Raw genomic sequence first — 25,544 nt, 5'->3', positions numbered from 1 at the left:
ATGCCTCGCAAGGGTCCGGCCCCCAAGCGGCCGCTCGTACTAGATCCCGTTTACGGCTCCCCGCTGGTCACCCAGCTCATCAACAAGGTGCTCGTTGACGGCAAGAAGTCCACTGCAGAGCGCATCGTCTACGGTGCCCTCGAAGGCGCCCGTGCCAAGTCCGGCGGCGACCCCGTAGCAGCCCTCAAGAAGGCCATGGACAACGTCAAGCCTTCCCTTGAGGTCCGCTCACGCCGTGTTGGTGGCGCAACCTACCAGGTTCCGGTCGAGGTCAAGCCGGGCCGCTCCACCGCCCTCGCACTGCGTTGGCTGGTTGGCTACTCCAAGGCCCGCCGCGAAAAGACGATGACCGAGCGCCTCCAGAACGAAATCCTGGATGCATCCAACGGTCTCGGTGCCGCTGTGAAGCGTCGCGAAGACACCCACAAGATGGCCGAGTCCAACAAGGCCTTCGCACACTACCGCTGGTAATACTCCCCGGGCGCCGCCGGCTCAACCGAGCCGGCGGCGAACGCGTAGTCAATCCCAAAAGGAGACCCCGTGGCACAGGACGTGCTTACCGACCTTAGTAAGGTCCGCAACATCGGCATCATGGCCCACATTGATGCCGGCAAGACCACCACCACCGAGCGCATCCTGTTCTACACGGGTGTGAACCACAAGATCGGCGAAACGCACGACGGCGCTTCGACCACTGACTGGATGGAACAGGAAAAGGAACGCGGCATCACCATCACGTCTGCCGCCGTGACCTGCTTCTGGGAGAACAACCAGATCAACATCATCGACACCCCCGGCCACGTTGACTTCACCGTTGAGGTTGAGCGCTCCCTGCGCGTCCTCGACGGTGCCGTTGCCGTTTTCGATGGCAAGGAAGGCGTTGAGCCGCAGTCTGAGACCGTTTGGCGCCAGGCTGACAAGTACAACGTTCCGCGCATCTGCTTCGTCAACAAGATGGACAAACTCGGTGCCGACTTCTACTTCACCGTAGACACCATCATCAGCCGCCTCGGCGCCAAGCCGCTGGTCATGCAGCTGCCGATCGGTGCAGAGAACGACTTCATCGGTGTTGTGGACCTGCTCTACATGCGCGCCCTCGTGTGGCCCGGCGACGCCAAGGGCGACGTGACCATGGGTGCCAAGTACGAGATCCGCGAGATCCCGGCCGACCTCCAGGCAAAGGCTGAGGAGTACCGCGCGAACCTCGTTGAGACCGTCGCCGAGTCCTCCGAAGAACTCATGGAGAAGTACCTTGAGGGCGAAGAGATCTCGATCGACGAGCTCAAGGCCGGCATCCGCAAGATGACGATCAACTCCGAGCTGTACCCGATCTTCTGCGGTTCCGCATTCAAGAACCGTGGCGTCCAGCCCATGCTCGATGCAGTTGTGGACTACCTGCCGAACCCGCTTGACGTCCCGCCGATGATCGGCCACGATCCTCGCGACGAAGAGAAGGAACTGACCCGCAAGCCGTCCTCCGAAGAGCCGTTCTCCGCACTGGCCTTCAAGATTGCTGCGCACCCGTTCTTCGGCCAGCTGACCTTCATCCGCGTGTACTCAGGTCACGTGGAGGCAGGCGCGCAGGTGGTTAACTCCACCAAGGGCAAGAAGGAGCGCATCGGCAAGCTGTTCCAGATGCACGCCAACAAGGAAATGCCCGTTGAGGGCGCTACCGCGGGCCACATCTACGCAGCCATCGGCCTGAAGGACACCACCACGGGCGACACCCTGTGTGATTCCGCGAACCAGATCGTCCTCGAGTCCATGAGCTTCCCGGAGCCCGTGATCTCGGTTGCCATCGAGCCGAACACCAAGGGTGACCAGGAGAAGCTCTCCACGGCCATCCAGAAGCTCTCCGCTGAGGACCCCACCTTCCAGGTGTCCCTCAACGAAGACACCGGCCAGACCATCATCGCCGGCATGGGCGAGCTTCACCTGGACATCCTGGTGGACCGCATGCGCCGCGAGTTCAAGGTCGAGGCCAACGTGGGCAAGCCGCAGGTCGCCTACCGCGAAACCATCAAGCGTGCTGTGGAGCGTCACGACTACACGCACAAGAAGCAGACCGGTGGTTCGGGCCAGTTCGCAAAGATCCAGATTGCGATCGAGCCGCTGGACACTGCCGAGGGCGAGCTGTACGAGTTCGAGAACAAGGTCACCGGTGGCCGCGTTCCCCGCGAGTACATCCCGTCGGTTGACGCTGGTATCCAGGATGCGCTGAACGACGGTGTCCTGGCCGGCTACCCGGTTGTTGGCATCAAGGCAACGCTGGTTGACGGCGCATACCACGATGTCGACTCCTCGGAAATGGCGTTCAAGATCGCCGGCCGTATGGCTTTCAAGGAAGCCGCACGCAAGGCGAACCCTGTTCTGCTCGAACCGCTGATGGATGTCGAGGTCCGCACCCCTGAGGAATACATGGGTGAAGTTATTGGTGACCTCAACTCCCGCCGTGGCCAGATGCAGTCCATGGAAGATGCACAGGGCGTCAAGGTCATCCGTGCACACGTCCCGCTGTCCGGCATGTTCGGCTACATCGGTGACCTGCGCTCCAAGACCCAGGGCCGTGCTGTGTACTCCATGACGTTCAACAGCTACGCCGAGGTCCCGAAGGCTGTTGCCGACGAGATCATCCAGAAGAGCCGTGGCGAATAGTCCCCTGGGACTTTTCTAAGCGAACAACCTCGGGTGCGCCTGCCGGAAGCGGACAGCGCAGCCGGTGCAGGTGGCCGGGCCGGTCGGATTCATCCGGTCAAGCCGGGTTTCGGCCATCTGCACGAACAGGCTCAAGGCACTAGTATTAGTTCCTGAATCTGCAATTTCACCAATCCAAAGCCCCCCAAGTAGACTTACCTGAGTTTCCGCCGCGACAAGCGCGGCTGAAGGGTACGTCATTTGAAAACGTTCTAGGAGGAACCTGTGGCAAAGGCAAAGTTCGAGCGGACTAAGCCGCACGTTAACATCGGCACCATTGGTCACGTTGACCACGGTAAGACGACGTTGACGGCCGCCATTTCCAAGGTGCTGTACGACAAGTACCCGGATCTCAACGAGAAGCGCGACTTCGCGTCGATCGACTCTGCTCCCGAAGAGCGTCAGCGTGGTATTACCATCAACATCTCCCACGTGGAGTACCAGACCGAGAAGCGCCACTACGCACACGTAGACGCTCCCGGTCACGCTGACTACATCAAGAACATGATCACCGGTGCTGCCCAGATGGACGGCGCAATCCTCGTGGTTGCTGCGACCGATGGCCCCATGGCACAGACCCGCGAGCACGTTCTGCTCGCCCGCCAGGTTGGTGTTCCCTACCTGCTGGTCGCCCTGAACAAGGCCGACATGGTTGACGATGAGGAACTGCTGGACCTCGTTGAAATGGAAGTTCGTGAGCTCCTCAGCTCGCAGGGCTTCGATGGCGACGAAGCACCGGTTGTGCGCGTTTCCGGCCTCAAGGCCCTCGAAGGCGACCCCGAGTGGGTCAAGTCCGTTGAGGACCTGATGGCTGCTGTGGACGAGTCCGTTCCGGACCCCATCCGCGACCGCGACAAGCCCTTCCTGATGCCGATCGAGGACGTCTTCACCATCACCGGCCGTGGCACCGTTGTTACGGGCCGCGCCGAGCGTGGAACCCTCGCCATCAACTCCGAGGTCGAGATCGTCGGCATCCGCCCGGTCCAGAAGACCACGGTTACCGGTATCGAGATGTTCCACAAGCAGCTCGACGAAGCATGGGCCGGCGAGAACTGTGGCCTCCTGCTCCGCGGTCTGAAGCGCGACGATGTCGAGCGTGGCCAGGTTGTTGTCAAGCCGGGTTCCATCACCCCGCACACCGACTTCGAGGCTAACGTCTACATCCTCTCCAAGGACGAAGGCGGACGTCACAACCCGTTCTACTCCAACTACCGCCCGCAGTTCTACTTCCGTACCACGGACGTAACCGGCGTTATCACCCTGCCCGAGGGCACGGAAATGGTTATGCCTGGCGACAACACTGAGATGACCGTTGCGCTCATCCAGCCGATCGCAATGGAAGAGGGCCTCGGCTTCGCAATCCGCGAAGGCGGCCGCACCGTTGGTTCAGGACGCGTTACCAAGATCATCAAGTAATTCTTGTTGAACTGAAGAACAGCCCCGCTGCTACTGCAGCGGGGCTGTTCTTTTCCGTTAACGCCGCCCTGATAGTGTTGCTGGACCGAAAGGAGTCCACCGTGACCTGGCTAATTTTCCTGATCATCGCTGTTGCCGTCGTGGCCGGCGTGTTTTGGGCCAAGAGGCATTTCCGCCACGAGATCGACCGCGCGAAACGCATTAACAGGGCAAACAAAAAGTTGTAGCGGCTCCCGGCAGCCTTACCGCAAACTAGGTCCTGCGCGCCTTCCTCGCACGGCTGAGTGCCTGGTACCAGTAGAAGGACTGTTTCGGCGTGCGCGCCAGGGTGTCAAAGTCCACATGGACCAGTCCGAAGCGTTGTGAATATCCGGCCGCCCACTCGAAGTTGTCCATGAGGGTCCACACGTAGTAGCCGCGGAGGTCCACGCCGGAGGCGATCCCGTCCGGCGCCGTGGCATCAAGGGCCGCCCCGAGATGCGTGGCCAAATAGCGCACCCGCGCCTCGTCCTGCAACGTTCCTGACACCGTCTCGGGCTCCGGGAAGCTTGCGCCGCCCTCGGTGATGAACACCGGCGGCAAAACTTCGCCGTACCGGTCGTGGAGCTCCTTCAGCAGGACACCCAGGTGGTCCGGGGCCACAGGCCAACCAAATCCGGTGCTGTCGTATTCCGGGTAGCCCACCTCGTGGAAGGGGAGCCTGGCCACCGCTTTGTGGACGTCTGCCGGGATTGATGCCGTGCCGCGTCCCAACGCAACCTTCACGGGGAAATAGTAGTTCAGGCCGTAGAAGTCCAGTGGCTGGTGGATGGTGCGCAGATCGGCATCGGAGATCTTTCCGATAGAGCGCAGCCACGGCTTGGCATACAGGGGAAGCTTCGGGTAGCGGCCCAGCAGCACGGGATCTGCGTAGATCCTGTTCATCAGCAGGTCATAGAGGTGGGCCACGAGCCGGTCACCTATCTTGCCGCTGGCGGGCCGCACAGGGGCGTGCAGGTTGGTCACCCCGATGCCTCCGGTTACGCCGGCCGCCCGCAGGGCCTGGGCACCGAGGCCGTGGGCCAGCAGTTGGTGGTGGATGGACGGGAGGGCATCGAACATCAGCGCATGGCCGGGGGCATGAACGCCCAGGGCATAACCGTTCAGGGTCACCGAGACGGGCTCGTTCAAGGTGACCCACTGCGCCACCCGGTCCCCGAACCGTTTGCCCGCGGCACTGGCATATTCGCCGAAGCGCTCGGCTGTCTCCCGGTTCATCCAGCCGCCGCCGTGTTCCAGCGGCAGCGGGGTATCCCAGTGGTAGAGCGTGGCCATGGGGCTGATCCCGGCCGCGAGCAGGTGATCCAGGAGCCGGTCGTAGAAGTCCAGGCCTTCTTTGTTGAAACCGCCGCGCCCTTCGGGTTGGATCCTCGGCCAGGACAGTGAGAAGCGGTAGGAATCCACCCCAAGATCCTGCAGCAGGGCCACGTCCTCCGGCAGCCTGTTGTAATGGTCGCACGCCACGGCGGGGGAGTGGCCGTCCACGATGGCGCCGGGCTTTTCGGCGAAGGCGTCCCAGCCGGAGGGCCCGCGCCCGCCGTCGGCCAATGCTCCTTCAATCTGGAAGGCGGCGGCGGCCACCCCTAAAGTGAACGACGGCGGCATGCGGCTGGCGAGTTCCGTCGCCGATTCAGTGCGTTCGAGGGTCATGCCCCTATCATCCATTCGGCAAGGACCGGGGGCAATGGCCCCGGGCGGGCGGCCCAAGGCGGGCGTCAGGACCGCCGATTCGCTTCTGCCGCCAAATTCCGGCATACTAGATGAGTTGTTCAAGCGCTTCTTCGCGTCCCGATCCGGATAATGCCGGATGCCAGGGTCCAAGTGGAAGACCAAACATAACCCACTCCCCATGGAATAGCGGATTTGTATGCGTGCAGAGCGCGACACGCCCGACCGCGGGGGTCGGTTGCGCCGGCAAGGTGAGGAACCCGGATTCATCCGGATTCAGTTTGTGCGGCGGGTGGTAGTTACGACTTCAAATGCTTCGGCAGCCATACAACGAGAAATGAACAGGGCAGCCCTAACCAGGGGAAGCACAGACTGAAAGAGAGTCAGGCGACATGGCGGGACAAAAAATCCGCATCCGGCTGAAGTCATACGACCACGAGGTCATTGACGTTTCAGCACGGAAGATCGTTGAGACGGTCACGCGCGCAGGCGCAACGGTAGTGGGCCCCGTGCCGCTGCCTACGGAGAAGAACGTGTACTGCGTGATCCGCTCTCCGCACAAGTACAAGGACAGCCGCGAGCACTTCGAAATGCGCACGCACAAGCGTCTTATCGACATCATCGATCCCACGCCGAAGGCTGTTGACTCGCTCATGCGTCTCGACCTGCCGGCTGACGTGAACATCGAAATCAAGCTGTAGGGAGGTGCTGAGAGACTATGACCGCAACCCGTAACGTAAAGGGCCTGCTGGGCACGAAGCTCGGCATGACCCAGGTCTGGGACGAGAACAACAAGCTCATCCCCGTCACTGTGGTCCAGGCAGATTCGAACGTCATCACCCAGCTGCGCAACGCAGAAGCTGATGGCTACGTCGCCGTTCAGATCGGCTACGGCCAGATCGATCCCCGCAAGGTCACCAAGCCGCTGGCTGGTCACTTTGAAAAGGCAGGCGTCACGCCTCGCCGCCACGTCGTCGAACTCCGTACCGCAGATGCTGCTGAGTACGAGCTGGGCCAGGAGCTCTCCGTAGAGGTCTTCGAAGCCGGCCAGAAGATCGACGTCATCGGCACCACCAAGGGTAAGGGCTTCGCCGGTGTTATGAAGCGTCACGGCTTCCACGGCGTTGGAGCTTCCCACGGTGCCCACAAGAACCACCGTAAGCCCGGTTCAATCGGTGGCGCATCCACCCCGAGCCGCGTCTTCAAGGGCATGAAAATGGCCGGCCGCATGGGCGCCGTTCGTCACACCACGCTGAATCTCACGGTTCACGCGGTTGACGTCGAGAAGTCGCTGCTCCTTATCAAGGGTGCCGTTCCCGGCGCCCGCGGCCAGGTCGTCCTCGTACGCACCGCCGTGAAGGGAGCCTAGTCCAATGGCTAACACTGTCCAGGTTGACCTGCCTGCAGAGATCTTCGACGTTCAGACCAACGTGCCGCTGCTGCACCAGGTTGTCGTTGCCCAGCTCGCTGCTGCTCGCCAGGGTACCCACAAGACCAAGACCCGCGCTGAAGTTTCCGGTGCAGGACGCAAGCCGTTCAAGCAGAAGGGCACCGGCCGCGCCCGTCAGGGTTCAATCCGTGCTCCCCACATGACCGGCGGTGGCGTTGTCCACGGTCCCACCCCGCGTGACTACAGCCAGCGCACTCCCAAGAAGATGATTGCTGCTGCACTGCGCGGCGCACTGTCTGACCGGGCACGCAACGGACGCATCCACGTTGTCGCCGAGCTGGTAGAAGGCTCCAAGCCCTCCGCCAAGGCTGCACTTGCAGCGCTGCGCGGCGTCTCCGACCGCAAGAACCTGCTGGTCGTCATCGAGCGCGCCAACGATGTTGCTGCACTGTCCGTGCGCAACCTCGCCGGTGTTCACGTTCTGTACGCAGACCAGCTGAACACCTACGACGTTCTCGTGTCTGATGACGTTGTCTTCACCAAGGCTGCCTACGACGCATTCGTTGCCGGCAAGGCAGTGGCAAAGAATGAGGAGGATGCCAAGTGAGTGCAGCCACCATCAAGGATCCCCGCGACGTCGTGCTTGCACCCGTCGTGTCGGAAAAGAGCTACGGCCTGATCGACGAGGGCAAGTACACCTTCCTGGTGGACCCCCGGTCGAACAAGACCGAGATCAAGCTGGCCGTGGAGAAAATCTTCTCCGTCAAGGTCGACTCGATCAACACCATCAACCGTGCCGGTAAGCGCAAGCGCACCAAATTCGGATGGGGTACCCGCAAGAACACCAAGCGTGCGATTGTCACCCTCAAAGAAGGCACCATCGACATCTTCGGCGGTCCGCTCTCGTAGCGGAGACCACTTTAACGAGGAAATAAATTATGGGAATCCGTAAATACAAGCCGACTACCCCGGGCCGTCGTGGCTCGAGCGTAGCGGACTTCACCGAAATCACGCGGTCAACGCCGGAAAAGTCGTTGGTACGTCCGCTGCCCAAAAAGGGCGGCCGTAACAACACCGGTAAGATCACCACCCGTCACAAGGGTGGCGGACACAAGCGCCAGTACCGTCTGATCGACTTCCGTCGTCACGACAAGGACGGCGTGGACGCCCGCGTTGCTGAAATTGAGTACGATCCGAACCGTACGGCTCGCATCGCCCTCCTGCACTACGTTGATGGCACCAAGCGTTACATCATCGCCCCGAACAAGCTTGCCCAGGGTGACTTCGTAGAAGCCGGCGCCAACGCTGACATCAAGCCTGGCAACAACCTGCCCCTGCGTAACATCCCCGTGGGTACCGTTATCCACGCAGTTGAACTGCGTCCGGGTGGCGGCGCCAAGATGGGCCGGTCCGCCGGTGCATCCATCCAGCTTGTTGCCAAGGAAGGCCGGTTCGCCCAGCTGCGTCTGCCTTCCGGCGAAATCCGCAACGTTGACGTGCGCTGCCGCGCAACCGTCGGCGAGGTCGGCAACGCCGAGCAGTCGAACATCAACTGGGGCAAGGCTGGCCGCATGCGCTGGAAGGGCGTCCGCCCGACCGTCCGTGGTGTCGCCATGAACCCGGTTGACCACCCGCACGGTGGTGGTGAGGGTAAGACGTCCGGTGGACGTAACCCCGTCAACCCCAACGGTCAGCGGGAAGGCCGCACCCGCCGCCCCAACAAAGAGAGCGACAAGCTTATTGTTCGTCGCCGTCGTACTGGCAAGAACAAGCGATAGGAGCCTGGACACATGCCACGCAGCCTGAAAAAAGGTCCTTTCGTCGACCAGCACCTCTTTGTGAAGGTAGCCAGGGAAAACGAAAAGGGCACCAAGAACGTCATCAAGACCTGGTCCCGCCGTTCGATGATCATCCCCGACATGCTCGGACACACGATCGCCGTACACGACGGACGCAAGCACATTCCGGTGTTTGTCACTGAGTCGATGGTCGGGCACAAGCTCGGCGAATTCGCTCCCACGCGGACATTCCGCGGCCATGTCAAGGACGACCGTAAGGGCAAGCGCCGCTAGGCGCCTGCACTTACGTCAAAGACGAGAGAAGGAAAGCAATGGAAGCCAAGGCAATTGCGCGCCACATCCGCGTAACGCCTATGAAGGCCCGGCGCGTCGTCAACCTTGTTCGTGGATTGCAAGCGAATGAGGCTCTGGCAATTCTGAAGTTTGCCCCCCAGGCAGCTTCGGAGCCGGTATTCAAGGTAGTACAGTCGGCAATCTCCAACGCCCGGGTCCTCGCGGACCGCGACGGCGTGGCGTTTGACGAAGGTGACCTCATCATCAGCGAAGCGTTTGTTGATGAAGGCCCGACCATGAAGCGGTTCCAGCCGCGTGCCCAGGGTCGTGCATTTCAGATCAAGAAGCGCACCAGCCACATCACCGTGGTAGTCGCTACCCCGGAGAAAGAGGAGGCTCGCTAAGTGGGACAGAAAGTAAACCCGCACGGGTTCCGACTCGGCATCACCACCGATCACGTATCGCACTGGTTCGCTGACAGCACCAAGGCCGGCCAGCGGTACAAGGACTTCGTTCGCGAAGACATCCGCATCCGCCAGCTCATGTCCACGGGCATGGAGCGCGCCGGTATCGCCAAGGTTGAGATCGAGCGCACCCGTGACCGCGTCCGCGTGGACATCCACACGGCCCGTCCCGGCATCGTCATCGGCCGCCGTGGAGCAGAAGCAGACCGCATCCGCGGCGAGCTCGAAAAGCTCACCGGCAAGCAGGTCCAGCTGAACATCCTCGAGGTCAAGAACCCCGAGATGGAAGCCCAGCTTGTTGCCCAGGGCGTTGCTGAGCAGCTGACTTCACGTGTGGCGTTCCGCCGCGCGATGAAGAAGGCCATGCAGTCCGCGCAGCGTGCAGGTGCCAAGGGCATCCGTATCGCCTGCTCCGGTCGACTGGGTGGCGCTGAAATGTCCCGCTCGGAGTTCTACCGCGAAGGCCGTGTGCCCCTGCACACCCTCCGTGCGAACATCGACTACGGCTTCTACGAGGCCAAGACCACCTTCGGCCGCATCGGCGTGAAGGTCTGGATCTACAAGGGTGACGTCACCGCCAAGGAACTGGCCCAGCAGGCCGCTTCCGCCCCGTCCCGTGGCCGCGGTCCCAGCGACCGTCCGGGCCGCCCGGGTGGCGCTGACCGTGGTGACCGCCGCCGTCGCAACGACCGCCCGGCCGCCGACGCAGCTCCTGCTGCCGAGGCTCCGGCAGCCGAGGCAGCTGCTGCCGCACCGGCACAGGCTGTAGAAGGAGGACAGGCTTAAATGCTTATCCCACGTCGAGTCAAGCACCGTAAGCAGCACCACCCGGGTCGTTCCGGCGCTGCTACGGGCGGCACCAAGGTCTCCTTCGGTGAGTACGGCATCCAGGCCCTGAGCCCGGCATACGTCACCAACCGTCAGATCGAGTCTGCCCGTATCGCGATGACCCGCCACATCAAGCGTGGCGGTAAGGTCTGGATCAACATCTACCCGGACCGTCCCCTGACCAAGAAGCCTGCCGAAACCCGCATGGGTTCCGGTAAGGGTTCACCGGAATGGTGGGTCGCAAACGTCAAGCCGGGCCGGGTTCTCTTCGAGATCTCCGGTGTCGAGGAATCGGTAGCCCGCGAGGCACTGCGCCTGGCAATCCACAAGCTCCCGTTGAAGGCACGCATTCTGCGTCGCGAAGGTGGTGAATAGAAATGGCAGTAGGATCCAAGGATCTGGCTCCCGCACAGCTGGACGGTTTCGACAACGAGCGTCTCGTTGAAGAACTCCGCAAGGCCAAGGAAGAGCTGTTCAACCTGCGTTTCCAGTCCGCCACCGGACAGCTGGAGAACCACGGTCGTCTGCGGGCGGTAAAGAAGGACATCGCCCGCATCTACACCGTTCTCCGTGAGCGCGAGCTGGGCATTCGTGCCGAGGTTGCCGCACCGGTTGTGGAAGCCAAGGAAGAGAAGAAGTCCAAGAAGGCCGCAACCAAGAAGGCCGAGCCGGCTGAAACGGTTGAGACCGAGGAGGATGCCAAGTGAGTGAAAAGGACGAGAACGTGACGGAAACTGCTACCGCAGCCACGGCTGAGCAGCGCGGTTACCGCAAGACGCGTCGCGGCTACGTGGTCTCTGACAAGATGGAAAAGACCATCGTTGTCCAGGTTGAAGACCGCGTGAAGCACGCCCTGTACGGCAAGGTCATCCGCCGTACCTCCAAGGTCAAGGCTCACGACGAAAACAACACCGCCGGCATCGGCGACCTCGTTGTTATCGCCGAGACCCGCCCGCTGTCCGCCACCAAGAACTGGCGGCTCGTGGAGATCCTCGAGAAGGCCAAGTAGCACCTGCTGCTTCGGTAACCGGAAACCCCTGCTCCCTTGGGAGCGGGGGTTTCCGCTTTAACAGCGTGTACTCCTGGTGACCGCACGACGGCGGCGCTGCGGCTTCGTGCGGAAGTGGCATGTAAGGTACGCCGAAAGGCCGCCGCTAATGACGCCGTCGTTATCCCCGGACGCTCTCTCACTTAACGCCGGTTTTTGGCCGTCGCTCTCTCACTTCCCTCAGGAAAGTGAGAGAGCGATGGTGGAAATGGCGCATTAAGTGAGAGAGCGTCCGACGGCGGGGAGCGGCACCAGGGGGGGCCGAAAGGCTGCGGTGCGTGACGCCGTCGTCCGCCTTGCGGGGGAGCGCCGGGGGTGATATGGGGACTGGGCGGAACTGTGCTAAGATTTTGAGTTTGTATGGCGCCTTTCGTGCGCCGTCATCAACCTCGTAAACAAGCGTGCCACGGCATAGTGCCCCCTTGCGCCCAGGACCAGTCCTGGACCGGATGGGAGCAACTGCTTCTGGCACGGGAGTTTAGGCCTGGTCTGGCAAAATCCAGGCAGGTCAAGAGACACCCCGATCAACCGTTCCGCAAGGCTCATTCCGTAGGAAGATTTTCGGTCTGAGAACCGGCGCGACGCAAGGAGTAAATAGTGATTCAGCAGGAGTCGCGACTCAAGGTCGCCGACAACACGGGTGCTAAGGAAATCCTTACCATTCGCGTTCTCGGTGGATCTGGCCGTCGCTACGCAGGCATCGGTGACGTCATTGTCGCCACCGTCAAGGATGCAATCCCGGGCGGCAACGTAAAGAAGGGCGATGTTGTCAAGGCAGTCATCGTCCGTACCAAGAAGGAACGCCGCCGTGCGGATGGTTCCTACATCAAGTTTGACGAGAACGCAGCTGTGATCCTGAAGGGCGACGGTGACCCCCGCGGTACCCGTATCTTCGGACCGGTTGGTCGTGAACTCCGTGACAAGAAGTTCATGAAGATCGTTTCTCTGGCTCCGGAGGTGCTCTAGTCCATGGCTTCTAAGATCAAGAAGGGTGACCTCGTTCAGGTCATCACTGGCGCCAAGGCTGAGCGCGGCGGCGACCGCGGCAAGCAGGGCAAGGTCCTGCGTGTTTTCACCGACACCAACCGCGTGTTGGTTGAAGGCGTTAACCGCGTAACCAAGCACACCAAGGTCGGTCAGTCGCAGCGCGGCACCAAGACCGGTGGCATCGAGGTTGTTGAAGCCCCGATCCACATCTCCAACGTGGCTCTGGTTGACCCGTCCACCAAGAAGCCCACCCGCGTCGGCTTCCGCACTGAGACCGTTGAGCGTAACGGCAAGCAGCGCGAAGTCCGCATCCGCGTGGCCAAGAGCTCAGGGAAGGACATCTAATGACTGAGACTCTCGAGACTCCGGCAACGAAGATCGTTCCTCGTCTGAAGACCAAGTACGCCGAATCCATCAAGAGCACGCTCATTGAGGAATTCAAGTACCAGAACGTCAACCAGGTTCCCCGCCTCGTGAAGGTCGTTGTGAACATGGGTGTTGGAGATGCCGCCAAGGACTCCAAGCTGATCGACGGCGCTGTCCGCGACCTCACCCAGATCACCGGCCAGAAGCCGCAGGTAACCAAGGCCCGCAAGTCGATCGCACAGTTCAAGCTGCGCGAAGGCATGCCCATCGGTGCGCACGCTACCCTGCGTGGCGACCGCATGTGGGAATTCCTGGATCGTCTTGTCACCCTGGCACTGCCCCGAATCAGGGACTTCCGCGGTCTCTCCGGCAAGCAGTTCGATGGCAACGGCAACTACACCTTCGGTCTGACCGAGCAGGTTATGTTCCACGAGATCGACCAGGACAAGATCGACCGCGTCCGCGGTATGGACATCACGGTTGTTACCACTGCCAAGACCGATGACGAAGGCCGCGCGCTGCTCAAGGCGCTTGGTTTCCCGTTCAAGGCCGAAGACTAATCTAACTACGTAAAAGGTCCGGCGGCACGGTCCTGACTCCGTCAGGAAAGCTGCGCCGCGGAAACCGTTACGAGGAAGGGCAAGAGCCCACCATGACAATGACAGATCCTGTCGCAGACATGCTTACGCGTCTGCGCAATGCAAACTCGGCATACCACGACACCGTGACCATGCCGTACAGCAAGCTCAAGGCACGCGTCGCCGACATCCTCAAGGCCGAAGGTTTCATCGCCGGCTGGAAGGAAGAGGACGCTGAGGTTGGCAAGAAGCTGACCATCGAGCTCAAGTTCGGACCGAACCGCGAGCGTTCAATCGCTGGTGTTCGCCGTATCTCCAAGCCGGGCCTGCGTGTTTACGCAAAGTCCACCAACCTGCCGCACGTGCTCGGTGGCCTGGGTGTCGCAATCCTGTCCACCTCTTCCGGCCTCCTGACTGACAAGCAGGCCGGCAAGAAGGGCGTGGGCGGCGAAGTCCTCGCGTACGTCTGGTAACGGGAAAGGAAGAGAATAATGTCACGTATTGGACGTCTCCCCATCACCGTTCCTGCCGGCGTTGAGGTCAAGGTTGACGGCTCTGTCGTCAGCGTCAAGGGATCCAAGGGCGAGCTGAACCACACTGTGGCCAGCCCGATCGAGGTCACCCTGGATGCAGACACCCTGACTGTCGCCCGCCCGAACGACGAGCGCGCCTCCCGTTCACTCCACGGCCTGACCCGCACCCTGATCTCCAACATGATCGAGGGTGTCACCAAGGGCTACGAGAAGAAGCTTGAAATCGTCGGTACCGGTTACCGCGTTCAGGCCAAGGGATCTGACCTTGAGTTCGCTCTCGGTTTCAGCCACCCGGTCAATGTCTCCGCACCGGAGGGCATCACCTTTGCAGTTGAGACCCCGACCAAGCTCTCTGTTTCAGGTATCAACAAGCAGCAGGTCGGCGAGGTTGCTGCCAACATTCGCAAGCTGCGGAAGCCGGACCCCTACAAGGGCAAGGGCATCCGTTACGCCGGCGAAGTCATCCGCCGCAAGGTCGGAAAGGCTGGTAAGTAACCATGGCCATCTCAATTAACAAGAAGCGTACGAACAAGAGCAAGTCTGCTTCGCGCAGCCGCCGCCAGCTTCGTATCCGTAAGCGCATCTCTGGTACGGCTGTACGTCCGCGTCTGGTCGTCAACCGTTCCGCACGCCACGTATTCGTCCAGGTTGTCGATGACACCAAGGGCATGACCGTAGCGAGCGCCTCCACTCTGGAAGCCGACCTTCGTGCATTCGACGGCGACAAGACTGCCAAGGCCAAGCGCGTTGGCGAACTCGTCGCAGAGCGTGCCAAGGCTGCCGGTATCGAAGCTGTTGTCTTCGACCGCGGTGGTAACAAGTACCACGGCCGGATCGCCGCCGTCGCTGACGGTGCACGTGAAGGTGGGCTGTCACTGTGACGGAAGCAAACAAGGAAAAGGACACTGTGTCTGCAGATCAGAAGGCTACTGAAGCCGTAGCTGCCGCTGAGACCACTGCCCCCGCAGCTGCCGATGACCGCCGTGGTGGCGCTCGTCGCGGCGAGCGTGGCGACCGTGGCCAGGGCCGCGGCGACCGTGGTGGCCGTGGCGGCCGCGACGGCGGCCGTGAAGCCGAGAAGAGCCAGTTCGTAGAGCGCGTCGTCACCATCAACCGCGTTTCCAAGGTGGTCAAGGGTGGTCGTCGCTTCAGCTTCACCGCCCTGGTCGTCGTCGGTGACGGCAACGGTATGGTCGGCGTTGGCTACGGCAAGGCTAAGGAAGTTCCTGCCGCTATCGCAAAGGGCGTAGAAGAAGCTAAGAAGTCCTTCTTCCGCGTTCCCCGCGTTGGCAGCACCATCCCGCACCGCGTTCAGGGTGAGGCTGCCGCAGGCGTCGTAATGCTGCGTCCGGCCTCCGCCGGTACCGGTGTTATCGCCGGTGGACCGGTCCGTGCAGTACTGGAGTGCGTGGGCATCCACGACATCCTCTCCAAGTCGCTCGGTTCCTCCAACGCCATCAACATCGTTCACGCGACGGTTGATGCCCTGAAGCGCCTCGAAGAGCCGGCAGCAGTGGCAGCACGCCGCGGCCTGCCCCTCGACGAGATCGCTCCGCCGGCACTGGTGAAGGCCCTTCTGAACATGAAGGCAGGTGCCTAGTCATGGCTAAGAACCTGATTCCCTCCGACGCCCAGTTGGAGATCACTCAGATCAAGTCCGCCATTGGCGGCAAGCAGAACCAGCGCGACACCCTGCGGTCCCTCGGCCTGAAGCGGATCGGACAGACTGTTGTCCGCACCGCTGATGCCGTGACCGTTGGAATGCTCAACACGGTTCCGCACCTGGTAAAGGTAGAGGAGGCGAAGTAAATGGCAGAGAACACTGCTGATAAGGCACAGGCTGCTGAGAAGCAGAACGCCCTGAAGGTTCACCACCTGCGTCCCGCCCCGGGTGCCAAGACCGCCAAGACCCGTGTTGGTCGTGGTGAAGCATCCAAGGGTAAGACCGCTGGCCGTGGCACGAAGGGTACTGCAGCCCGCTACCAGATCAAGGCTGGCTTTGCCGGCGGCCAGCTGCCGCTGCACATGCGCCTGCCCAAGCTGCGCGGCTTCAAGAACCCGTTCCGGGTCGAGTTCCAGGTTGTAAACCTGGACAAGCTCAACGAGCTGTTCCCCGAAGGTGGCGCAGTCACCGTGGAGAACCTGGTCGAAAAGGGTGCCGTTCGCAAGAACCAGCCCGTCAAGGTGCTGGGCACCGGCGACATCACCGTCAAGGTTGACGTCACCGCCCACGCATTCTCGGCCAGCGCCGCTGAAAAGATTGCCGCAGCAGGCGGAAGCACCACCGCGCTCTAGAGCCGGTGGGCGCCAAGCCCGTTGTTGAACTCCCGGTCCCGGGGCTACGGCCCCCGGGGCCGGGAGTTTTTCCATCCGCCCGGCGTTTTTTCGCCGCCATCCGGCGCAGTGCCGCTTCCGCGGATTGTTCGCAGGGCGCGTACACCCGTTAGACTCGGTTGTTGGGATTCATAGATCCCCATCACACCACTCTTATTTACACCACAGGAGGACGCTTGCTTAGCGCATTTGGCCGGGCCTTTCGCACGCCTGATCTGCGACGCAAGTTGTTGTTCACGCTGGGAATCATCACCATCTTCCGCTTGGGTGCTTTCATTCCCTCGCCTGGTGTGAACTACCAGAATGTCCAGCAATGCTTGCAGAACGGTCAGACGGCAGGCGGGCTGTACCAGCTCGTGAACCTGTTCAGCGGCGGCGCGTTGCTCCAGGTGTCCATCTTCGCCCTGGGCATCATGCCGTACATCACGGCCAGCATCATCGTCCAGCTGCTTCGGGTGGTCATTCCCCGTTTCCAGCAGCTCTACGAAGAGGGCGCCTCAGGTCAGTCGAAATTGACCCAGTACACCCGTTACCTCACCATCGCGCTGGGCCTGCTCAATGCCACCACCCTGGTGTCGCTGGCGCGTTCCGGCCAGCTGCTTCCGGGCTGCAACCTGCCGATCATTCCTGACAGCAGCGTGGTCACCACCATCCTGATCATCATCACCCTGACGGCCGGCACCGGCCTGATCATGTGGATGGGCGAACTCGTCACCGAGAAGGGCGTGGGCAACGGCATGTCGCTGCTTATCTTCACGTCCATTGCCGCCACCTTCCCCACCTCCCTGGGCGCCATCTGGACCTCGCAGGGTCCCGGGACGTTCTTCATCGTCCTCGCCGTCGGCTTGCTCACCGTGGCCCTGGTGGTCTTTGTGGAGCAGTCGCAGCGCCGTGTCCCCGTGCAGTACGCGAAGCGGATGATCGGCCGCCGCACCGTGGGCGGCACCAGCACCTACATCCCCATCAAGGTCAACATGGCCGGTGTTATTCCGGTGATCTTCGCTTCCTCCATGCTGTACCTGCCGGGCCTGATTGCCCAGTTCAACCAGCCCAAGCAGGGCGAGCAGCTCCAGCCGTGGGTGGAATGGATCAACAACAACCTGGTCCGCGGCGACCAACCGATCTACATGGTGCTGTACTTCGCCATGATCGTGTTCTTTACCTACTTCTATGTCGCGATCACCTTCAACCCTGAAGAGGTCTCGGACAACATGAAGAAGTACGGCGGTTTCATCCCGGGTATCCGCGCGGGTAAGCCGACCGCTGACTATCTGCAGTACGTGCTCTCCAGGATCACCCTGCCCGGAGCCCTGTATCTGGGGTTCGTGGCGCTGATCCCGCTGGTTGCACTGGTTCTGATCAACGCGAACCAGAACTTCCCGTTCGGTGGCACCTCGATCCTGATCATGGTGGGCGTGGGCCTGGAGACCGTCAAGCAGATTGATGCGCAGCTACAACAACGTCACTACGAAGGGCTTTTGCGATGACGAGAATGCTGATTATTGGGCCTCCGGGCTCCGGAAAAGGAACGCAGGCGGAACGGATTTCAGAGCGCCTCGGCGTTGTGGCCATCTCCACCGGCGACATCTTCCGTGCGAACGTGAAGGGCGAGACACCGCTTGGCATCGAGGCCAAGAAGTACATGGACAACGGCGACTTCGTTCCGGACAGCGTGACCAACAAGATGGTGCGGGACCGGCTCAGCGAGGCCGACGTCGAAAACGGCTTCCTGCTGGACGGCTACCCCCGCACCACCGCCCAGGTGGACTACCTGGACGAGATCCTCGCCAAGGGTGAGGAAAAGCTCGACGTCGTCCTGCAGCTGACTGCAGACGATGAGGAACTGGTGCACCGGCTACTCGGCCGGGCCAAGGAAACGGGCCGGAGCGACGACAACGAAGCCGTCATCCGCCACCGCTTGGACCTTTACCACGAGCAGACGGAAGCCGTGGTGGCAAAGTACGCCGAGCGCGGCATCCTCACCCAGGTGGACGGCATCGGCCCCATCGACGAGGTCACCGACCGCGTCATGCAGGCCATCAAGGCAGCGCAGGCAGCCTGACAAGGCGGCAGTTATCCGAGGCTCCTCCCGTCATCCGGGAGGAGCCTCAGCCATTTGAAAGAAGGAACACCATGGCCTTTGGCCAGCCCCGCATCGAATACAAGACCAATGCCCAGATGCGCACCATGCACGAGGCAGGCCTGGTCCTGAGCCGCGCGCTTGACGCTGCCGTCGCCGCGGCCGTGCCCGGAGTGACCACCAAGCACCTGGACGACGTCTTCGCCGCAGTGCTGAACGAGGCGGGCGCAAAGTCGAACTTCCTCGGCTACCACGGATTTCCGGCCACCATCTGCACCTCCGTCAATGAGGAAGTGGTGCACGGTATCCCCGGCAGCCGTGTGCTCAAGCACGGGGACATCATCTCGATCGACGGCGGCGCGATTGTGAACGGCTGGCACTCCGACTCTGCCAGGACCGTCATTGTGGGCACCGCCGATCCGGAGGACCAGCGCCTTTCGGACGTGACCAATGCGGCAATGTGGCGCGGAATCGCGGCGCTGGCCACGGGCAAGCATGTGGGTGACATCGGCGCCGCCATCGACGACTACGTTTCCTCCGTCCCCGGCAAGCCGTTGGGGATCCTTGAAGATTACGTAGGCCACGGCATTGGCTCGGAAATGCACATGGCCCCGGATGTGCTGAATTACCGCACCAGCCACCGTGGCCCCAAGATCCGGCCCGGCCTCTGCCTCGCGATCGAGCCCATGCTGGTCCGCGGCGGCATCGACACCGCTGTCCTTGAGGACGACTGGACCGTGGTGACCACGGACGGCAAGCGCTCCTGCCAGTGGGAGCATTCGGTGGCTGTCCATGAGAAGGGCATCTGGGTGCTGTCAGCGCCCGACGGCGGCGCGGAGCACCTGGTGCCCCTCGGCGTCACCCCGGTGCCGATCCCGTAGCCCCGCGGCCTTCCTGCCCAAGACGAAGCGCCGGCTGACGTTGTGATTCCACAACGTCAGCCGGCGCTTCGTCCTTAAGGAGAAACTCAACCGAGCTTCGGCTTGACGTCCTTTTCGTAGATGCCCTCCAGCGTCTTCTTCAGGCTGGTCATGGTGGACTTGACGTCCGCCTGCTGGGTAAGGATCGCTGCGGCCGCTTTGGCCAGTTCCTGGTCAGCACCCGGGAGGAACACGCGGGCATTGTCCTGGACCCGCGTAACAGCCAGCTGGTCCACGGCAGTCTGGATCTGCGGCGTCCGGGCCAGGACCGCCTTCATGTCCGCCGACTCGCGGGAGGGCATGTAGCCGGTGGCAGCCGAGAAGGCTGCGCTGTTTTCCGGCTCGGTCATGAACTTGATGAACGTGCCGGCTGCCAGCTGCTCTTCCTTGGTGATGCCGCTGGGGATGCCCAGCCCTGCGCCGCCGGTGGGGCAGACGTTGGTCTCGGCCTTCGGTCCGCCGGGAAGGAAGCCTACACCCACATTGAACGGCGCGGACTTCAGCACACCAAGGAGGGATCCGGTGGAGGAGATCGTGGACGAGGTCAGCCCGGCGGAGAAGTCGTCCGCAGCTTCCTTGGAGGATACGCCGGCCCATCCGTTCTTGTAGATGGAGTCCTGGGCCCACTGAAGCGCTTCGATGGATTCAGGCGAATCGCAGGTGATCTCCCATCCCTTGGACCAGGAGCCACCCCAGCCCCAGAGGTTGTTTTGCAGGGTCCACCCCGCGTAGCCCGCCAGTGCAGGATAGATGTAGGCGTACTGCGCGCCTGAGCTGGCCTTCAGCTTGGGCGCCCACTCGCCGAACTCCTGCCAGGTTTTGGGTGCCCGGTCCGGCAGCCCGGCCGCCTTGAAGTGGTCCTTGTTGTAATAGAACAGGGGAGTTGAACGCCCGTAGGGGAGCGCCCATTGCTTGTCGTTGTACTTGTAGTCGTCCACGAGTGACTTCCGGAAATCGTCCAGCTTGATGTCCAGCTGCTTGACGAGGGCGTCCACCGGGATGATGCTGCCGTTGGTGAAGTAGCGGAACCACCAGACATCGGAGAGGACTACGACGCCCGGGAGGCCGGATTTTGCCGCCTGCGAGGTCTGGAACTTCTGCGCGATTTCCTCGTAGTTCGCGCCGGCTGTGACCAGGTTGACCCGGATGTCCGGGAACTTGGCGTGGAACTTCTCAATAATGGCCTTTTCGACGTCCTGCGACTTACCGGGGTGGTTGGACCAGAAGTCGATTTTCGCGGCCGGTTTCACTCCACTGAAGTCGAGTTCCGCGGCTTCGCTGGCCTTGGGCGTGCCGCTCGTGGACGGGCCGCCGCAGGCTGCCAGGGCAGCGGCCGACGCCGTGACCCCGGCGAGTCCCAGGAAGTGCCTCCGATCGAGGTGCTGTGTCATGTGCAGGTCCTTTCGTTGGGTGCCGCATTGAGGAGTTGGGTGCTTCTTCTGTGACGAACGACGGCGGCACGGGCTTACCCGGTGACGCTGCCCTGGGTGAGCCCGGCGACGATGTAACGCTGGAGGGCTGCGAAAACGATAAGGATGGGGACGATGACCAGGACGGCGCCGGCCATGAGGATGCCCCATCCGGAGGCGTTGCCCTCGGAGTTCTGGAGCAGTGTCAGGCCCACCGGCAGGGTCATGGTGTCGGGACGGTCCGTGATGATCAGCGGCCAGATGTACTCATTCCATTCGCTGACAATGGTCACGAGTGCCACCGTGGCGATCGAGGGAACGGAGACCGGCACCACGATCCGCCAGAGGCGGCGCCAGTGGCCGGCGCCATCGATTTCCGCCGACTCAAGGATGGAGGCGGGCAGTGTGAGGAAGTGCTGGCGCAGGAGGAAGGTTCCGAAGGCGGTTCCGAGGCCCGGGAGGATGATGCCCCACAGGGTGTTCTTTCCGCCCATTCCCGAGATCAGGATGTAGTTGGGCAGGATGGACACTTGGGGCGGCACCATAAGGGCCACCAGGATCAGGACGAAAATCGCGTTCTTGAACGGGAAGCGCACGAACACCAGGGCGTAGGCCGTCAGGATGGCCAGGATGACTTTCACGCTGGCGCCCGTCACCGTGACGATGGTGCTGTTCAGGAAGAACTGGCCGAAGGGCACAGTGGTCATCGCGATCTGGTAGTTCTGCAGATTGAGGCTTTCCGGCAGGATCTTCAGGTCCATGGTGATGATCTCACCAGGCTGCTTGAATGAGCTGAGCACCATCCAGAGCAGCGGCAGGAAGACCACCAGGGTTGCCAGGACCAGCGGGACGTAGCCGCAGAGGACGGCCTGCGCCAGGTTGCGCCGCGAGAAGGGCCGATCGCGGGGAAGAAGCGGTTCGGCTTCCTGCGTTGCCGGGACGGTGGGGTCCGGGTTGACCGGTGACAGGGAGCTCACGAGTAGTGCACCTTCCGTTCCACGAAACGCAGTTGGAACACGGTGATTACCAGGAGGATCGCGAACAGGACCACCGAGATGGCGGCCGAATAGCCTGCGCGGTTGAAGGCACCAAAAGCCTGGAGATACGCCTCGTAGATCAGGGTGCTGGTACCGGTTCCCAACGGGGTCATGATGCGGATCAGGTCGAAGGCCTGCAGCGAGGACAGCATGGTGGTGATCAGCAGGAAGAACGTGGTGGGGGACAGGAGGGGCAACGACATGCTGATGAACCGCCGGAACCCGTTCGCGCCATCCAGGGACGCCGCCTCCATGACATCCTGCGGCAGGGACTGCAGCCCGGCCAGGTAGACCACCGCGCAGTACCCCAGGTTCTTCCAGACGTAGACGAGGATGACCATGACCAGGGAAAGCTGCGGGTCATTGATCCACTGCGGGCTCTGCTGGCCGATGCCCCGGAGCAGCCAGGCCAGGACGCCGTAGCCCGGATCGAAAATGAAGAGCCACACCAGGCCTACGCCCACGCCGGACAGGACGTAGGGAGCGAATACCGCTGAACGGGCGAATGTGGTTCCTGGGACTTTCGCATTCAGCGCCAGGGCGATGAGCAGCCCCAGGATCATGGATCCGCCCACCGTGACTGCAGTGAAGATCGCCGTGGTGCCCAGTACCTTGGAGGCGTCGTCGCTGGTGAAGAAGGTGACGTAGTTATTGATGCCCGCCACCGTGGCTGAGGGCGACCCCAGGGTCCAGTCCAGCGTGGAGTAGTAGATGTTGCTGACCAACGGCCTGTATGTGAAGACGGCGATCAGCACCAGGTTGGGCAAAGCGAGGGCAAGGAACACGAAGAAGTCACGCCGGGTTCGCTGCGTCCAGCGCCGGCGTCCAGGGGCGGCGGCGGGTCCGGGCTTCGTGGGATCGGTGGACGGATGGGGTGCGAGTTGACGGGTCATGCGGTCTCTCACGGGATTCGTGCCTGCTCGTGGCCGGCCGTGGTCGGGGGAGTCTAGCCATTACTTCACCACAATGTCAGTAGGCGGAAAGCTACGAATGCCCTCGTAAGGGGACTGTTATACGAGGCTTCATTGCCTGTTAACGCTGTGCTGCCTGCAGTCTTGCACAAACTTTATTTGAAAGTCAGGGACCCGCCGTATTCATCAGTTTGCTGGTCAAAAGGGAAGAATGGGTGCCATGGGAGCAATTACCGATGTGCCCGGGATCCGGGTTGGCCATGCGCAAAAATCCGACGACGGCTGGCTGAGCGGGGTGACGGTGGTCCTGCCGCCGCCCGGAACGACAGGTTCTGTGGATGTCCAGGGAGGCGGACCGGCCACCCACGAGACCGACGCGCTGGATCCCACCACCTTGGTCAGCACCGTTCACGCCATAGTCCTCACCGGCGGCAGCGCCTACGGCCTTGCCTCCGCTGCCGGCGCCCAGCGCTGGTGCGAGGAGAACGGCCGCGGCTTCCCGGTGCCCGGGGGAGTAGTCCCTATCGTGCCGGCAGCGGCGATCTTCGACCTGGGCAGGGGCGGGAACTTCTCCGCACGCCCGACGGCGGACATGGGCTACGCGGCAACCGCCGCCGCTGCGGCGCAAACGGAAGGGCACGACGTCGGACGCGGCAACGTAGGCGCCGGCACCGGGGCCCTCATCGGCAGGGGACAGTTCAAAGGCGGCGCAGGCACGGCCTCCATCACCCTGGACAACGGCGTCATTGTCGGAGCCCTTGCCATCGTCAACGCGTTGGGACTCCCGTTTGGTTTCGAAAAGCCCAATCTCCATGATGCAGACGCGCCACTGAACACTACCCTCCTCGTTGTCGCCACCAACGCCGTTCTGGATGTTGCCGAGTGCAAGCGGACTGCTTCCGCGGCGCACGCCGGCATAGCAAGGGCCCTGAATCCAAGCCACACCCTGGCCGACGGGGACACTGTATTCTGCCTGGCCACCCAGGCTGCGGCACTCGACCGTTCGGACGAAGCTGCCCGGCGGCTCAGCCTCATCACCCTGCAGAGTGCGGCAGCCGACGTCGTACGCCTGGCCATCCTCGATGGCGTGGCCAGCGCCCAAGCCGTGAGCACTCCGGCGGGGGAATATGGTGCGTACGGCGGCGGGATGCGCTAGCATGGCTGGATTTAACTTTCGCTGCAAAGTGGCGTAGTGTTGTTTGTTGGTTGTCTGGACTGCCACGCCCTTTTGGGTCTGGAGCCGGCAATCGATCCAACCAAAACGTTCGTGGCCATGCCCGGTGCAATCCGGCAGGGCTGCGGCAACAACAGTTAGCGGAGGGTATGGCCAAGAAGGACGGGGTCATTGAGATCGAAGGCGTTGTGACCGAGGCGCTGCCTAACGCGATGTTTCGCGTTGAGCTCACCAACAAGCACATCGTTCTGGCACACATCTCTGGAAAGATGCGTCAGCACTACATCCGAATCCTCCCAGAGGACCGCGTAGTGGTGGAGCTGAGCCCGTACGACCTCACCCGTGGTCGTATCGTCTACCGCTACAAGTAAATTGCTGGGCGGCTTCAGCGCGAGCTGAGGGCCGCTCCAGTTGACCAACTGTTACACGCAAAGGAATGCCATGAAGGTCAAGCCGAGCGTCAAGCAGATCTGCGAAAAGTGCAAAGTGATCCGCCGTAATGGCCGGGTCATGGTGATCTGCGAGAACCCGCGCCACAAGCAGCGCCAGGGCTAATTTCCCTTCATCGGGAAATCCTGGGTTGCTAACCCACGCAAGTAAATAAAGGCAGCACAAGCTGATCTGGAACATTGAGCTCGAAAGAGTCCGGACAGCTAACCCCCGGTCGGAGGCTGGGGCCGCACAGAACGTGCGGGTGTACTGCCTAGGACCTCCGGTTTATCAAGGAGTACTGCCACTATGGCTCGTCTCGCTGGCGTAGACATTCCCCGCGAAAAGCGGCTGGAAATTGCGCTTACTTACATCTACGGCGTGGGCAAGACCCGTGCACACGAAACCCTGGCTGCCACTGGCATCAGCGCTGACGTTCGCGTCAAGGACCTGACTGACGCCCAGCTGGTTGAGCTGCGTGACTACATTGAAGGCAACTACAAGGTTGAGGGTGACCTTCGCCGCGAAGTAGCAGCAGATATCCGCCGCAAGGTTGAAATCGGCAGCTACGAAGGCCTGCGCCACCGCAAGGGCCTGCCCGTACGCGGACAGCGTACGAAGACCAACGCACGTACCCGCAAGGGCCCGAAGCGTACCGTCGCTGGCAAGAAGAAGGCCCGTTAAAATCCCCGCCGGGACTAACGGACTTTCCCCCGATAACTTTCTGTAGGAGAAAAAATGCCCCCGAAGACTCGTGGCGCGGTTCGCAAGCCGCGTAAGAAGGACAAGAAGAATATCGCGCTGGGCCAGGCGCACATCAAGAGCACTTTTAACAACACCATCGTTTCCATCACGGACCCGAACGGCGCTGTTATCTCTTGGGCTTCCTCAGGTGAGGTTGGCTTCAAGGGCTCGCGTAAGTCCACCCCGTTCGCAGCCCAGATGGCTGCCGAAGCTGCTGCCAAGCGTGCGCAGGAGCACGGCATGCGCAAGGTAGACGTTTTCGTCAAGGGCCCGGGCTCCGGACGCGAGACCGCGATCCGTTCGCTCCAGGCCGCCGGCCTCGAGGTTGGCTCCATCCAGGACGTCACCCCCGCTGCACACAACGGCTGCCGCCCGCCGAAGCGCCGCCGCGTCTAAGGCTTTTCCGCCGTTTGAGCTTGCCCG

36 protein-coding genes are annotated in these 25,544 nt (G+C 61.9%); 32 read left to right on the top strand and 4 right to left on the bottom strand.

The window, feature by feature from the left end:
* The 4 genes from rpsG (at position 1) to Q9R30_RS06820 (ending at position 4,337) form a co-directional block, all read left to right on the top strand.
* Entirely contained in the window at positions 1-471 is a 471-nt protein-coding gene (gene rpsG, locus Q9R30_RS06835; RefSeq protein WP_026531948.1) for a 30S ribosomal protein S7, read from the top strand.
* Positions 472-540: 69 nt separating this feature from the next.
* Positions 541-2,655: an elongation factor G gene (fusA, locus tag Q9R30_RS06830; protein ID WP_104998638.1), complete on the top strand. Its 2,115-nt coding sequence runs from the start codon at positions 541-543 to the stop codon at positions 2,653-2,655.
* Between the two features lie 264 nt (positions 2,656-2,919).
* On the top strand, positions 2,920-4,110 hold the full coding sequence (gene tuf / locus Q9R30_RS06825) for an elongation factor Tu (RefSeq protein ID WP_104998637.1): 1,191 nt from the start codon (positions 2,920-2,922) through the stop codon (positions 4,108-4,110).
* Between the two features lie 101 nt (positions 4,111-4,211).
* On the top strand, positions 4,212-4,337 hold the full coding sequence (locus Q9R30_RS06820; RefSeq protein WP_267895214.1) for a hypothetical protein: 126 nt from the start codon (positions 4,212-4,214) through the stop codon (positions 4,335-4,337).
* 25 nt (positions 4,338-4,362) lie between these two features.
* Here Q9R30_RS06820 and Q9R30_RS06815 read toward each other — a convergent pair whose 3' ends face one another.
* Entirely contained in the window at positions 4,363-5,799 is a 1,437-nt protein-coding gene (locus Q9R30_RS06815; RefSeq protein ID WP_311217142.1) for a GH1 family beta-glucosidase, read from the bottom strand.
* Positions 5,800-6,209: 410 nt separating this feature from the next.
* Here Q9R30_RS06815 and rpsJ point away from each other — a divergent pair, with 410 nt between their 5' ends.
* The 23 genes from rpsJ (at position 6,210) to map (ending at position 19,378) form a co-directional block, all read left to right on the top strand.
* Positions 6,210-6,518, top strand: a complete 309-nt coding sequence (rpsJ, locus tag Q9R30_RS06810; protein WP_003803825.1) for a 30S ribosomal protein S10 — start codon at positions 6,210-6,212, stop codon at positions 6,516-6,518.
* 17 nt (positions 6,519-6,535) lie between these two features.
* Complete coding sequence (gene rplC, locus Q9R30_RS06805) at positions 6,536-7,186, top strand: 50S ribosomal protein L3 (protein WP_013601833.1); 651 nt, start codon at positions 6,536-6,538, stop codon at positions 7,184-7,186.
* A 4-nt stretch (positions 7,187-7,190) separates the two neighbouring features.
* Positions 7,191-7,814 (top strand): 50S ribosomal protein L4, encoded by a 624-nt coding sequence (gene rplD, locus Q9R30_RS06800; protein ID WP_104998635.1) that lies wholly within the window; start codon positions 7,191-7,193, stop codon positions 7,812-7,814.
* Positions 7,811-8,116 (top strand): 50S ribosomal protein L23, encoded by a 306-nt coding sequence (gene rplW / locus Q9R30_RS06795; protein ID WP_102975110.1) that lies wholly within the window; start codon positions 7,811-7,813, stop codon positions 8,114-8,116. The genes rplD and rplW overlap by 4 nt, the downstream gene beginning before the upstream one ends.
* Positions 8,117-8,145: 29 nt before the next feature.
* On the top strand, positions 8,146-8,985 hold the full coding sequence (gene rplB, locus Q9R30_RS06790; RefSeq protein WP_104998634.1) for a 50S ribosomal protein L2: 840 nt from the start codon (positions 8,146-8,148) through the stop codon (positions 8,983-8,985).
* Positions 8,986-8,997: 12 nt separating this feature from the next.
* Positions 8,998-9,279, top strand: a complete 282-nt coding sequence (gene rpsS, locus Q9R30_RS06785) for a 30S ribosomal protein S19 (RefSeq protein ID WP_003803803.1) — start codon at positions 8,998-9,000, stop codon at positions 9,277-9,279.
* Between the two features lie 38 nt (positions 9,280-9,317).
* The gene (rplV, locus tag Q9R30_RS06780; RefSeq protein WP_009358304.1) at positions 9,318-9,683 is read left to right on the top strand and encodes a 50S ribosomal protein L22; all 366 of its coding nucleotides are present in this window, start codon (positions 9,318-9,320) and stop codon (positions 9,681-9,683) included.
* A complete protein-coding gene (gene rpsC, locus Q9R30_RS06775) occupies positions 9,684-10,529 on the top strand; it encodes a 30S ribosomal protein S3 (protein ID WP_104998633.1) in 846 nt (281 codons plus the stop codon).
* A complete protein-coding gene (gene rplP, locus Q9R30_RS06770) occupies positions 10,530-10,946 on the top strand; it encodes a 50S ribosomal protein L16 (protein WP_013601829.1) in 417 nt (138 codons plus the stop codon).
* A 2-nt stretch (positions 10,947-10,948) separates the two neighbouring features.
* Positions 10,949-11,278 (top strand): 50S ribosomal protein L29, encoded by a 330-nt coding sequence (gene rpmC / locus Q9R30_RS06765; protein ID WP_013601828.1) that lies wholly within the window; start codon positions 10,949-10,951, stop codon positions 11,276-11,278.
* A complete protein-coding gene (rpsQ, locus tag Q9R30_RS06760; RefSeq protein ID WP_013601827.1) occupies positions 11,275-11,580 on the top strand; it encodes a 30S ribosomal protein S17 in 306 nt (101 codons plus the stop codon). Before rpmC ends, rpsQ begins: the two co-directional genes overlap by 4 nt.
* A gap of 636 nt (positions 11,581-12,216) precedes the next feature.
* A complete protein-coding gene (rplN, locus tag Q9R30_RS06755) occupies positions 12,217-12,585 on the top strand; it encodes a 50S ribosomal protein L14 (RefSeq protein ID WP_009358299.1) in 369 nt (122 codons plus the stop codon).
* 3 nt (positions 12,586-12,588) lie between these two features.
* Positions 12,589-12,951, top strand: a complete 363-nt coding sequence (rplX, locus tag Q9R30_RS06750) for a 50S ribosomal protein L24 (protein WP_102975106.1) — start codon at positions 12,589-12,591, stop codon at positions 12,949-12,951.
* The gene (rplE, locus tag Q9R30_RS06745; protein ID WP_102975105.1) at positions 12,951-13,532 is read left to right on the top strand and encodes a 50S ribosomal protein L5; all 582 of its coding nucleotides are present in this window, start codon (positions 12,951-12,953) and stop codon (positions 13,530-13,532) included. The genes rplX and rplE overlap by 1 nt, the downstream gene beginning before the upstream one ends.
* 92 nt (positions 13,533-13,624) lie before the next feature.
* On the top strand, positions 13,625-14,023 hold the full coding sequence (rpsH, locus tag Q9R30_RS06740; protein ID WP_041652213.1) for a 30S ribosomal protein S8: 399 nt from the start codon (positions 13,625-13,627) through the stop codon (positions 14,021-14,023).
* Between the two features lie 18 nt (positions 14,024-14,041).
* Complete coding sequence (gene rplF, locus Q9R30_RS06735; RefSeq protein WP_050054319.1) at positions 14,042-14,578, top strand: 50S ribosomal protein L6; 537 nt, start codon at positions 14,042-14,044, stop codon at positions 14,576-14,578.
* 2 nt (positions 14,579-14,580) lie between these two features.
* Entirely contained in the window at positions 14,581-14,964 is a 384-nt protein-coding gene (gene rplR / locus Q9R30_RS06730; protein ID WP_104998632.1) for a 50S ribosomal protein L18, read from the top strand.
* Positions 14,961-15,683, top strand: coding sequence for a 30S ribosomal protein S5 (gene rpsE, locus Q9R30_RS06725; RefSeq protein WP_104998631.1), 723 nt, complete (start codon positions 14,961-14,963; stop codon positions 15,681-15,683). Before rplR ends, rpsE begins: the two co-directional genes overlap by 4 nt.
* Before the next feature lie 2 nt (positions 15,684-15,685).
* Entirely contained in the window at positions 15,686-15,892 is a 207-nt protein-coding gene (gene rpmD / locus Q9R30_RS06720; RefSeq protein ID WP_078027228.1) for a 50S ribosomal protein L30, read from the top strand.
* Positions 15,893-16,378 (top strand): 50S ribosomal protein L15, encoded by a 486-nt coding sequence (rplO, locus tag Q9R30_RS06715; RefSeq protein ID WP_104998630.1) that lies wholly within the window; start codon positions 15,893-15,895, stop codon positions 16,376-16,378.
* 215 nt (positions 16,379-16,593) lie between these two features.
* Positions 16,594-17,904, top strand: coding sequence for a preprotein translocase subunit SecY (secY, locus tag Q9R30_RS06710; protein WP_104998629.1), 1,311 nt, complete (start codon positions 16,594-16,596; stop codon positions 17,902-17,904).
* Between the two features lie 5 nt (positions 17,905-17,909).
* On the top strand, positions 17,910-18,479 hold the full coding sequence (locus Q9R30_RS06705) for an adenylate kinase (RefSeq protein WP_199775422.1): 570 nt from the start codon (positions 17,910-17,912) through the stop codon (positions 18,477-18,479).
* Between the two features lie 71 nt (positions 18,480-18,550).
* Entirely contained in the window at positions 18,551-19,378 is an 828-nt protein-coding gene (gene map / locus Q9R30_RS06700) for a type I methionyl aminopeptidase (RefSeq protein ID WP_311217141.1), read from the top strand.
* A gap of 86 nt (positions 19,379-19,464) precedes the next feature.
* On the opposite strand, the gene Q9R30_RS06695 is transcribed toward map, so the two are convergent.
* The 3 genes from Q9R30_RS06695 to Q9R30_RS06685 form a co-directional block, all read right to left on the bottom strand.
* Positions 19,465-20,808: an ABC transporter substrate-binding protein gene (locus tag Q9R30_RS06695; RefSeq protein WP_311217140.1), complete on the bottom strand. Its 1,344-nt coding sequence runs from the start codon at positions 20,806-20,808 to the stop codon at positions 19,465-19,467.
* Positions 20,809-20,882: 74 nt separating this feature from the next.
* A complete protein-coding gene (locus Q9R30_RS06690; protein WP_311217139.1) occupies positions 20,883-21,803 on the bottom strand; it encodes a carbohydrate ABC transporter permease in 921 nt (306 codons plus the stop codon).
* On the bottom strand, positions 21,800-22,756 hold the full coding sequence (locus tag Q9R30_RS06685; RefSeq protein ID WP_311217138.1) for a sugar ABC transporter permease: 957 nt from the start codon (positions 22,754-22,756) through the stop codon (positions 21,800-21,802). Before Q9R30_RS06685 ends, Q9R30_RS06690 begins: the two co-directional genes overlap by 4 nt.
* A 238-nt stretch (positions 22,757-22,994) precedes the next feature.
* Between Q9R30_RS06685 and Q9R30_RS06680 the strand changes: the two genes are divergently transcribed.
* From Q9R30_RS06680 to rpsK, 5 genes are all read left to right on the top strand, one after another.
* Positions 22,995-23,930, top strand: a complete 936-nt coding sequence (locus Q9R30_RS06680) for a P1 family peptidase (RefSeq protein WP_311217137.1) — start codon at positions 22,995-22,997, stop codon at positions 23,928-23,930.
* Between the two features lie 167 nt (positions 23,931-24,097).
* The gene (gene infA / locus Q9R30_RS06675; protein WP_009358723.1) at positions 24,098-24,319 is read left to right on the top strand and encodes a translation initiation factor IF-1; all 222 of its coding nucleotides are present in this window, start codon (positions 24,098-24,100) and stop codon (positions 24,317-24,319) included.
* Between the two features lie 70 nt (positions 24,320-24,389).
* Positions 24,390-24,503 carry a 50S ribosomal protein L36 gene (gene rpmJ / locus Q9R30_RS06670; RefSeq protein ID WP_009358722.1) on the top strand — a complete coding sequence of 38 codons (114 nt, stop codon included), beginning with the start codon at positions 24,390-24,392 and terminating at the stop codon, positions 24,501-24,503.
* A 183-nt stretch (positions 24,504-24,686) separates the two neighbouring features.
* Positions 24,687-25,061: a 30S ribosomal protein S13 gene (rpsM, locus tag Q9R30_RS06665; protein ID WP_003803743.1), complete on the top strand. Its 375-nt coding sequence runs from the start codon at positions 24,687-24,689 to the stop codon at positions 25,059-25,061.
* Between the two features lie 54 nt (positions 25,062-25,115).
* Positions 25,116-25,517, top strand: coding sequence for a 30S ribosomal protein S11 (rpsK, locus tag Q9R30_RS06660; RefSeq protein ID WP_018769149.1), 402 nt, complete (start codon positions 25,116-25,118; stop codon positions 25,515-25,517).
* Positions 25,518-25,544: the final 27 nt, after the last annotated feature.

Source organism: Arthrobacter sp. AB6 (assembly GCF_031844545.1).
GTDB lineage: Bacteria > Actinomycetota > Actinomycetes > Actinomycetales > Micrococcaceae > Arthrobacter.
Note: the sequence above shows the minus strand (reverse complement) of the source record. Positions and strands in the feature narration are given on the sequence as shown.

What these genes read in the sequence shown, in the direction of transcription:
- rpsG (WP_026531948.1), top strand. Translation starts at nt 1, where the DNA reads ATGCCTCGCAAGGGTCCGGCCCCCAAGCGGCCGCTCGTACTAGATCCC.
- Q9R30_RS06815 (WP_311217142.1), bottom strand. Translation starts at nt 5,799, where the DNA reads ATGACCCTCGAACGCACTGAATCGGCGACGGAACTCGCCAGCCGCATG.
- rpsJ (WP_003803825.1), top strand. Translation starts at nt 6,210, where the DNA reads ATGGCGGGACAAAAAATCCGCATCCGGCTGAAGTCATACGACCACGAG.
- rplC (WP_013601833.1), top strand. Translation starts at nt 6,536, where the DNA reads ATGACCGCAACCCGTAACGTAAAGGGCCTGCTGGGCACGAAGCTCGGC.
- rplD (WP_104998635.1), top strand. Translation starts at nt 7,191, where the DNA reads ATGGCTAACACTGTCCAGGTTGACCTGCCTGCAGAGATCTTCGACGTT.
- rplB (WP_104998634.1), top strand. Translation starts at nt 8,146, where the DNA reads ATGGGAATCCGTAAATACAAGCCGACTACCCCGGGCCGTCGTGGCTCG.
- rpsS (WP_003803803.1), top strand. Translation starts at nt 8,998, where the DNA reads ATGCCACGCAGCCTGAAAAAAGGTCCTTTCGTCGACCAGCACCTCTTT.
- rplV (WP_009358304.1), top strand. Translation starts at nt 9,318, where the DNA reads ATGGAAGCCAAGGCAATTGCGCGCCACATCCGCGTAACGCCTATGAAG.
- rplP (WP_013601829.1), top strand. Translation starts at nt 10,530, where the DNA reads ATGCTTATCCCACGTCGAGTCAAGCACCGTAAGCAGCACCACCCGGGT.
- rpmC (WP_013601828.1), top strand. Translation starts at nt 10,949, where the DNA reads ATGGCAGTAGGATCCAAGGATCTGGCTCCCGCACAGCTGGACGGTTTC.
- rplX (WP_102975106.1), top strand. Translation starts at nt 12,589, where the DNA reads ATGGCTTCTAAGATCAAGAAGGGTGACCTCGTTCAGGTCATCACTGGC.
- rplE (WP_102975105.1), top strand. Translation starts at nt 12,951, where the DNA reads ATGACTGAGACTCTCGAGACTCCGGCAACGAAGATCGTTCCTCGTCTG.
- rpsH (WP_041652213.1), top strand. Translation starts at nt 13,625, where the DNA reads ATGACAATGACAGATCCTGTCGCAGACATGCTTACGCGTCTGCGCAAT.
- rplF (WP_050054319.1), top strand. Translation starts at nt 14,042, where the DNA reads ATGTCACGTATTGGACGTCTCCCCATCACCGTTCCTGCCGGCGTTGAG.
- rplR (WP_104998632.1), top strand. Translation starts at nt 14,581, where the DNA reads ATGGCCATCTCAATTAACAAGAAGCGTACGAACAAGAGCAAGTCTGCT.
- rpmD (WP_078027228.1), top strand. Translation starts at nt 15,686, where the DNA reads ATGGCTAAGAACCTGATTCCCTCCGACGCCCAGTTGGAGATCACTCAG.
- rplO (WP_104998630.1), top strand. Translation starts at nt 15,893, where the DNA reads ATGGCAGAGAACACTGCTGATAAGGCACAGGCTGCTGAGAAGCAGAAC.
- Q9R30_RS06705 (WP_199775422.1), top strand. Translation starts at nt 17,910, where the DNA reads ATGCTGATTATTGGGCCTCCGGGCTCCGGAAAAGGAACGCAGGCGGAA.
- map (WP_311217141.1), top strand. Translation starts at nt 18,551, where the DNA reads ATGGCCTTTGGCCAGCCCCGCATCGAATACAAGACCAATGCCCAGATG.
- Q9R30_RS06695 (WP_311217140.1), bottom strand. Translation starts at nt 20,808, where the DNA reads ATGACACAGCACCTCGATCGGAGGCACTTCCTGGGACTCGCCGGGGTC.
- Q9R30_RS06685 (WP_311217138.1), bottom strand. Translation starts at nt 22,756, where the DNA reads ATGACCCGTCAACTCGCACCCCATCCGTCCACCGATCCCACGAAGCCC.
- Q9R30_RS06680 (WP_311217137.1), top strand. Translation starts at nt 22,995, where the DNA reads ATGGGAGCAATTACCGATGTGCCCGGGATCCGGGTTGGCCATGCGCAA.
- infA (WP_009358723.1), top strand. Translation starts at nt 24,098, where the DNA reads ATGGCCAAGAAGGACGGGGTCATTGAGATCGAAGGCGTTGTGACCGAG.
- rpmJ (WP_009358722.1), top strand. Translation starts at nt 24,390, where the DNA reads ATGAAGGTCAAGCCGAGCGTCAAGCAGATCTGCGAAAAGTGCAAAGTG.
- rpsM (WP_003803743.1), top strand. Translation starts at nt 24,687, where the DNA reads ATGGCTCGTCTCGCTGGCGTAGACATTCCCCGCGAAAAGCGGCTGGAA.
- rpsK (WP_018769149.1), top strand. Translation starts at nt 25,116, where the DNA reads ATGCCCCCGAAGACTCGTGGCGCGGTTCGCAAGCCGCGTAAGAAGGAC.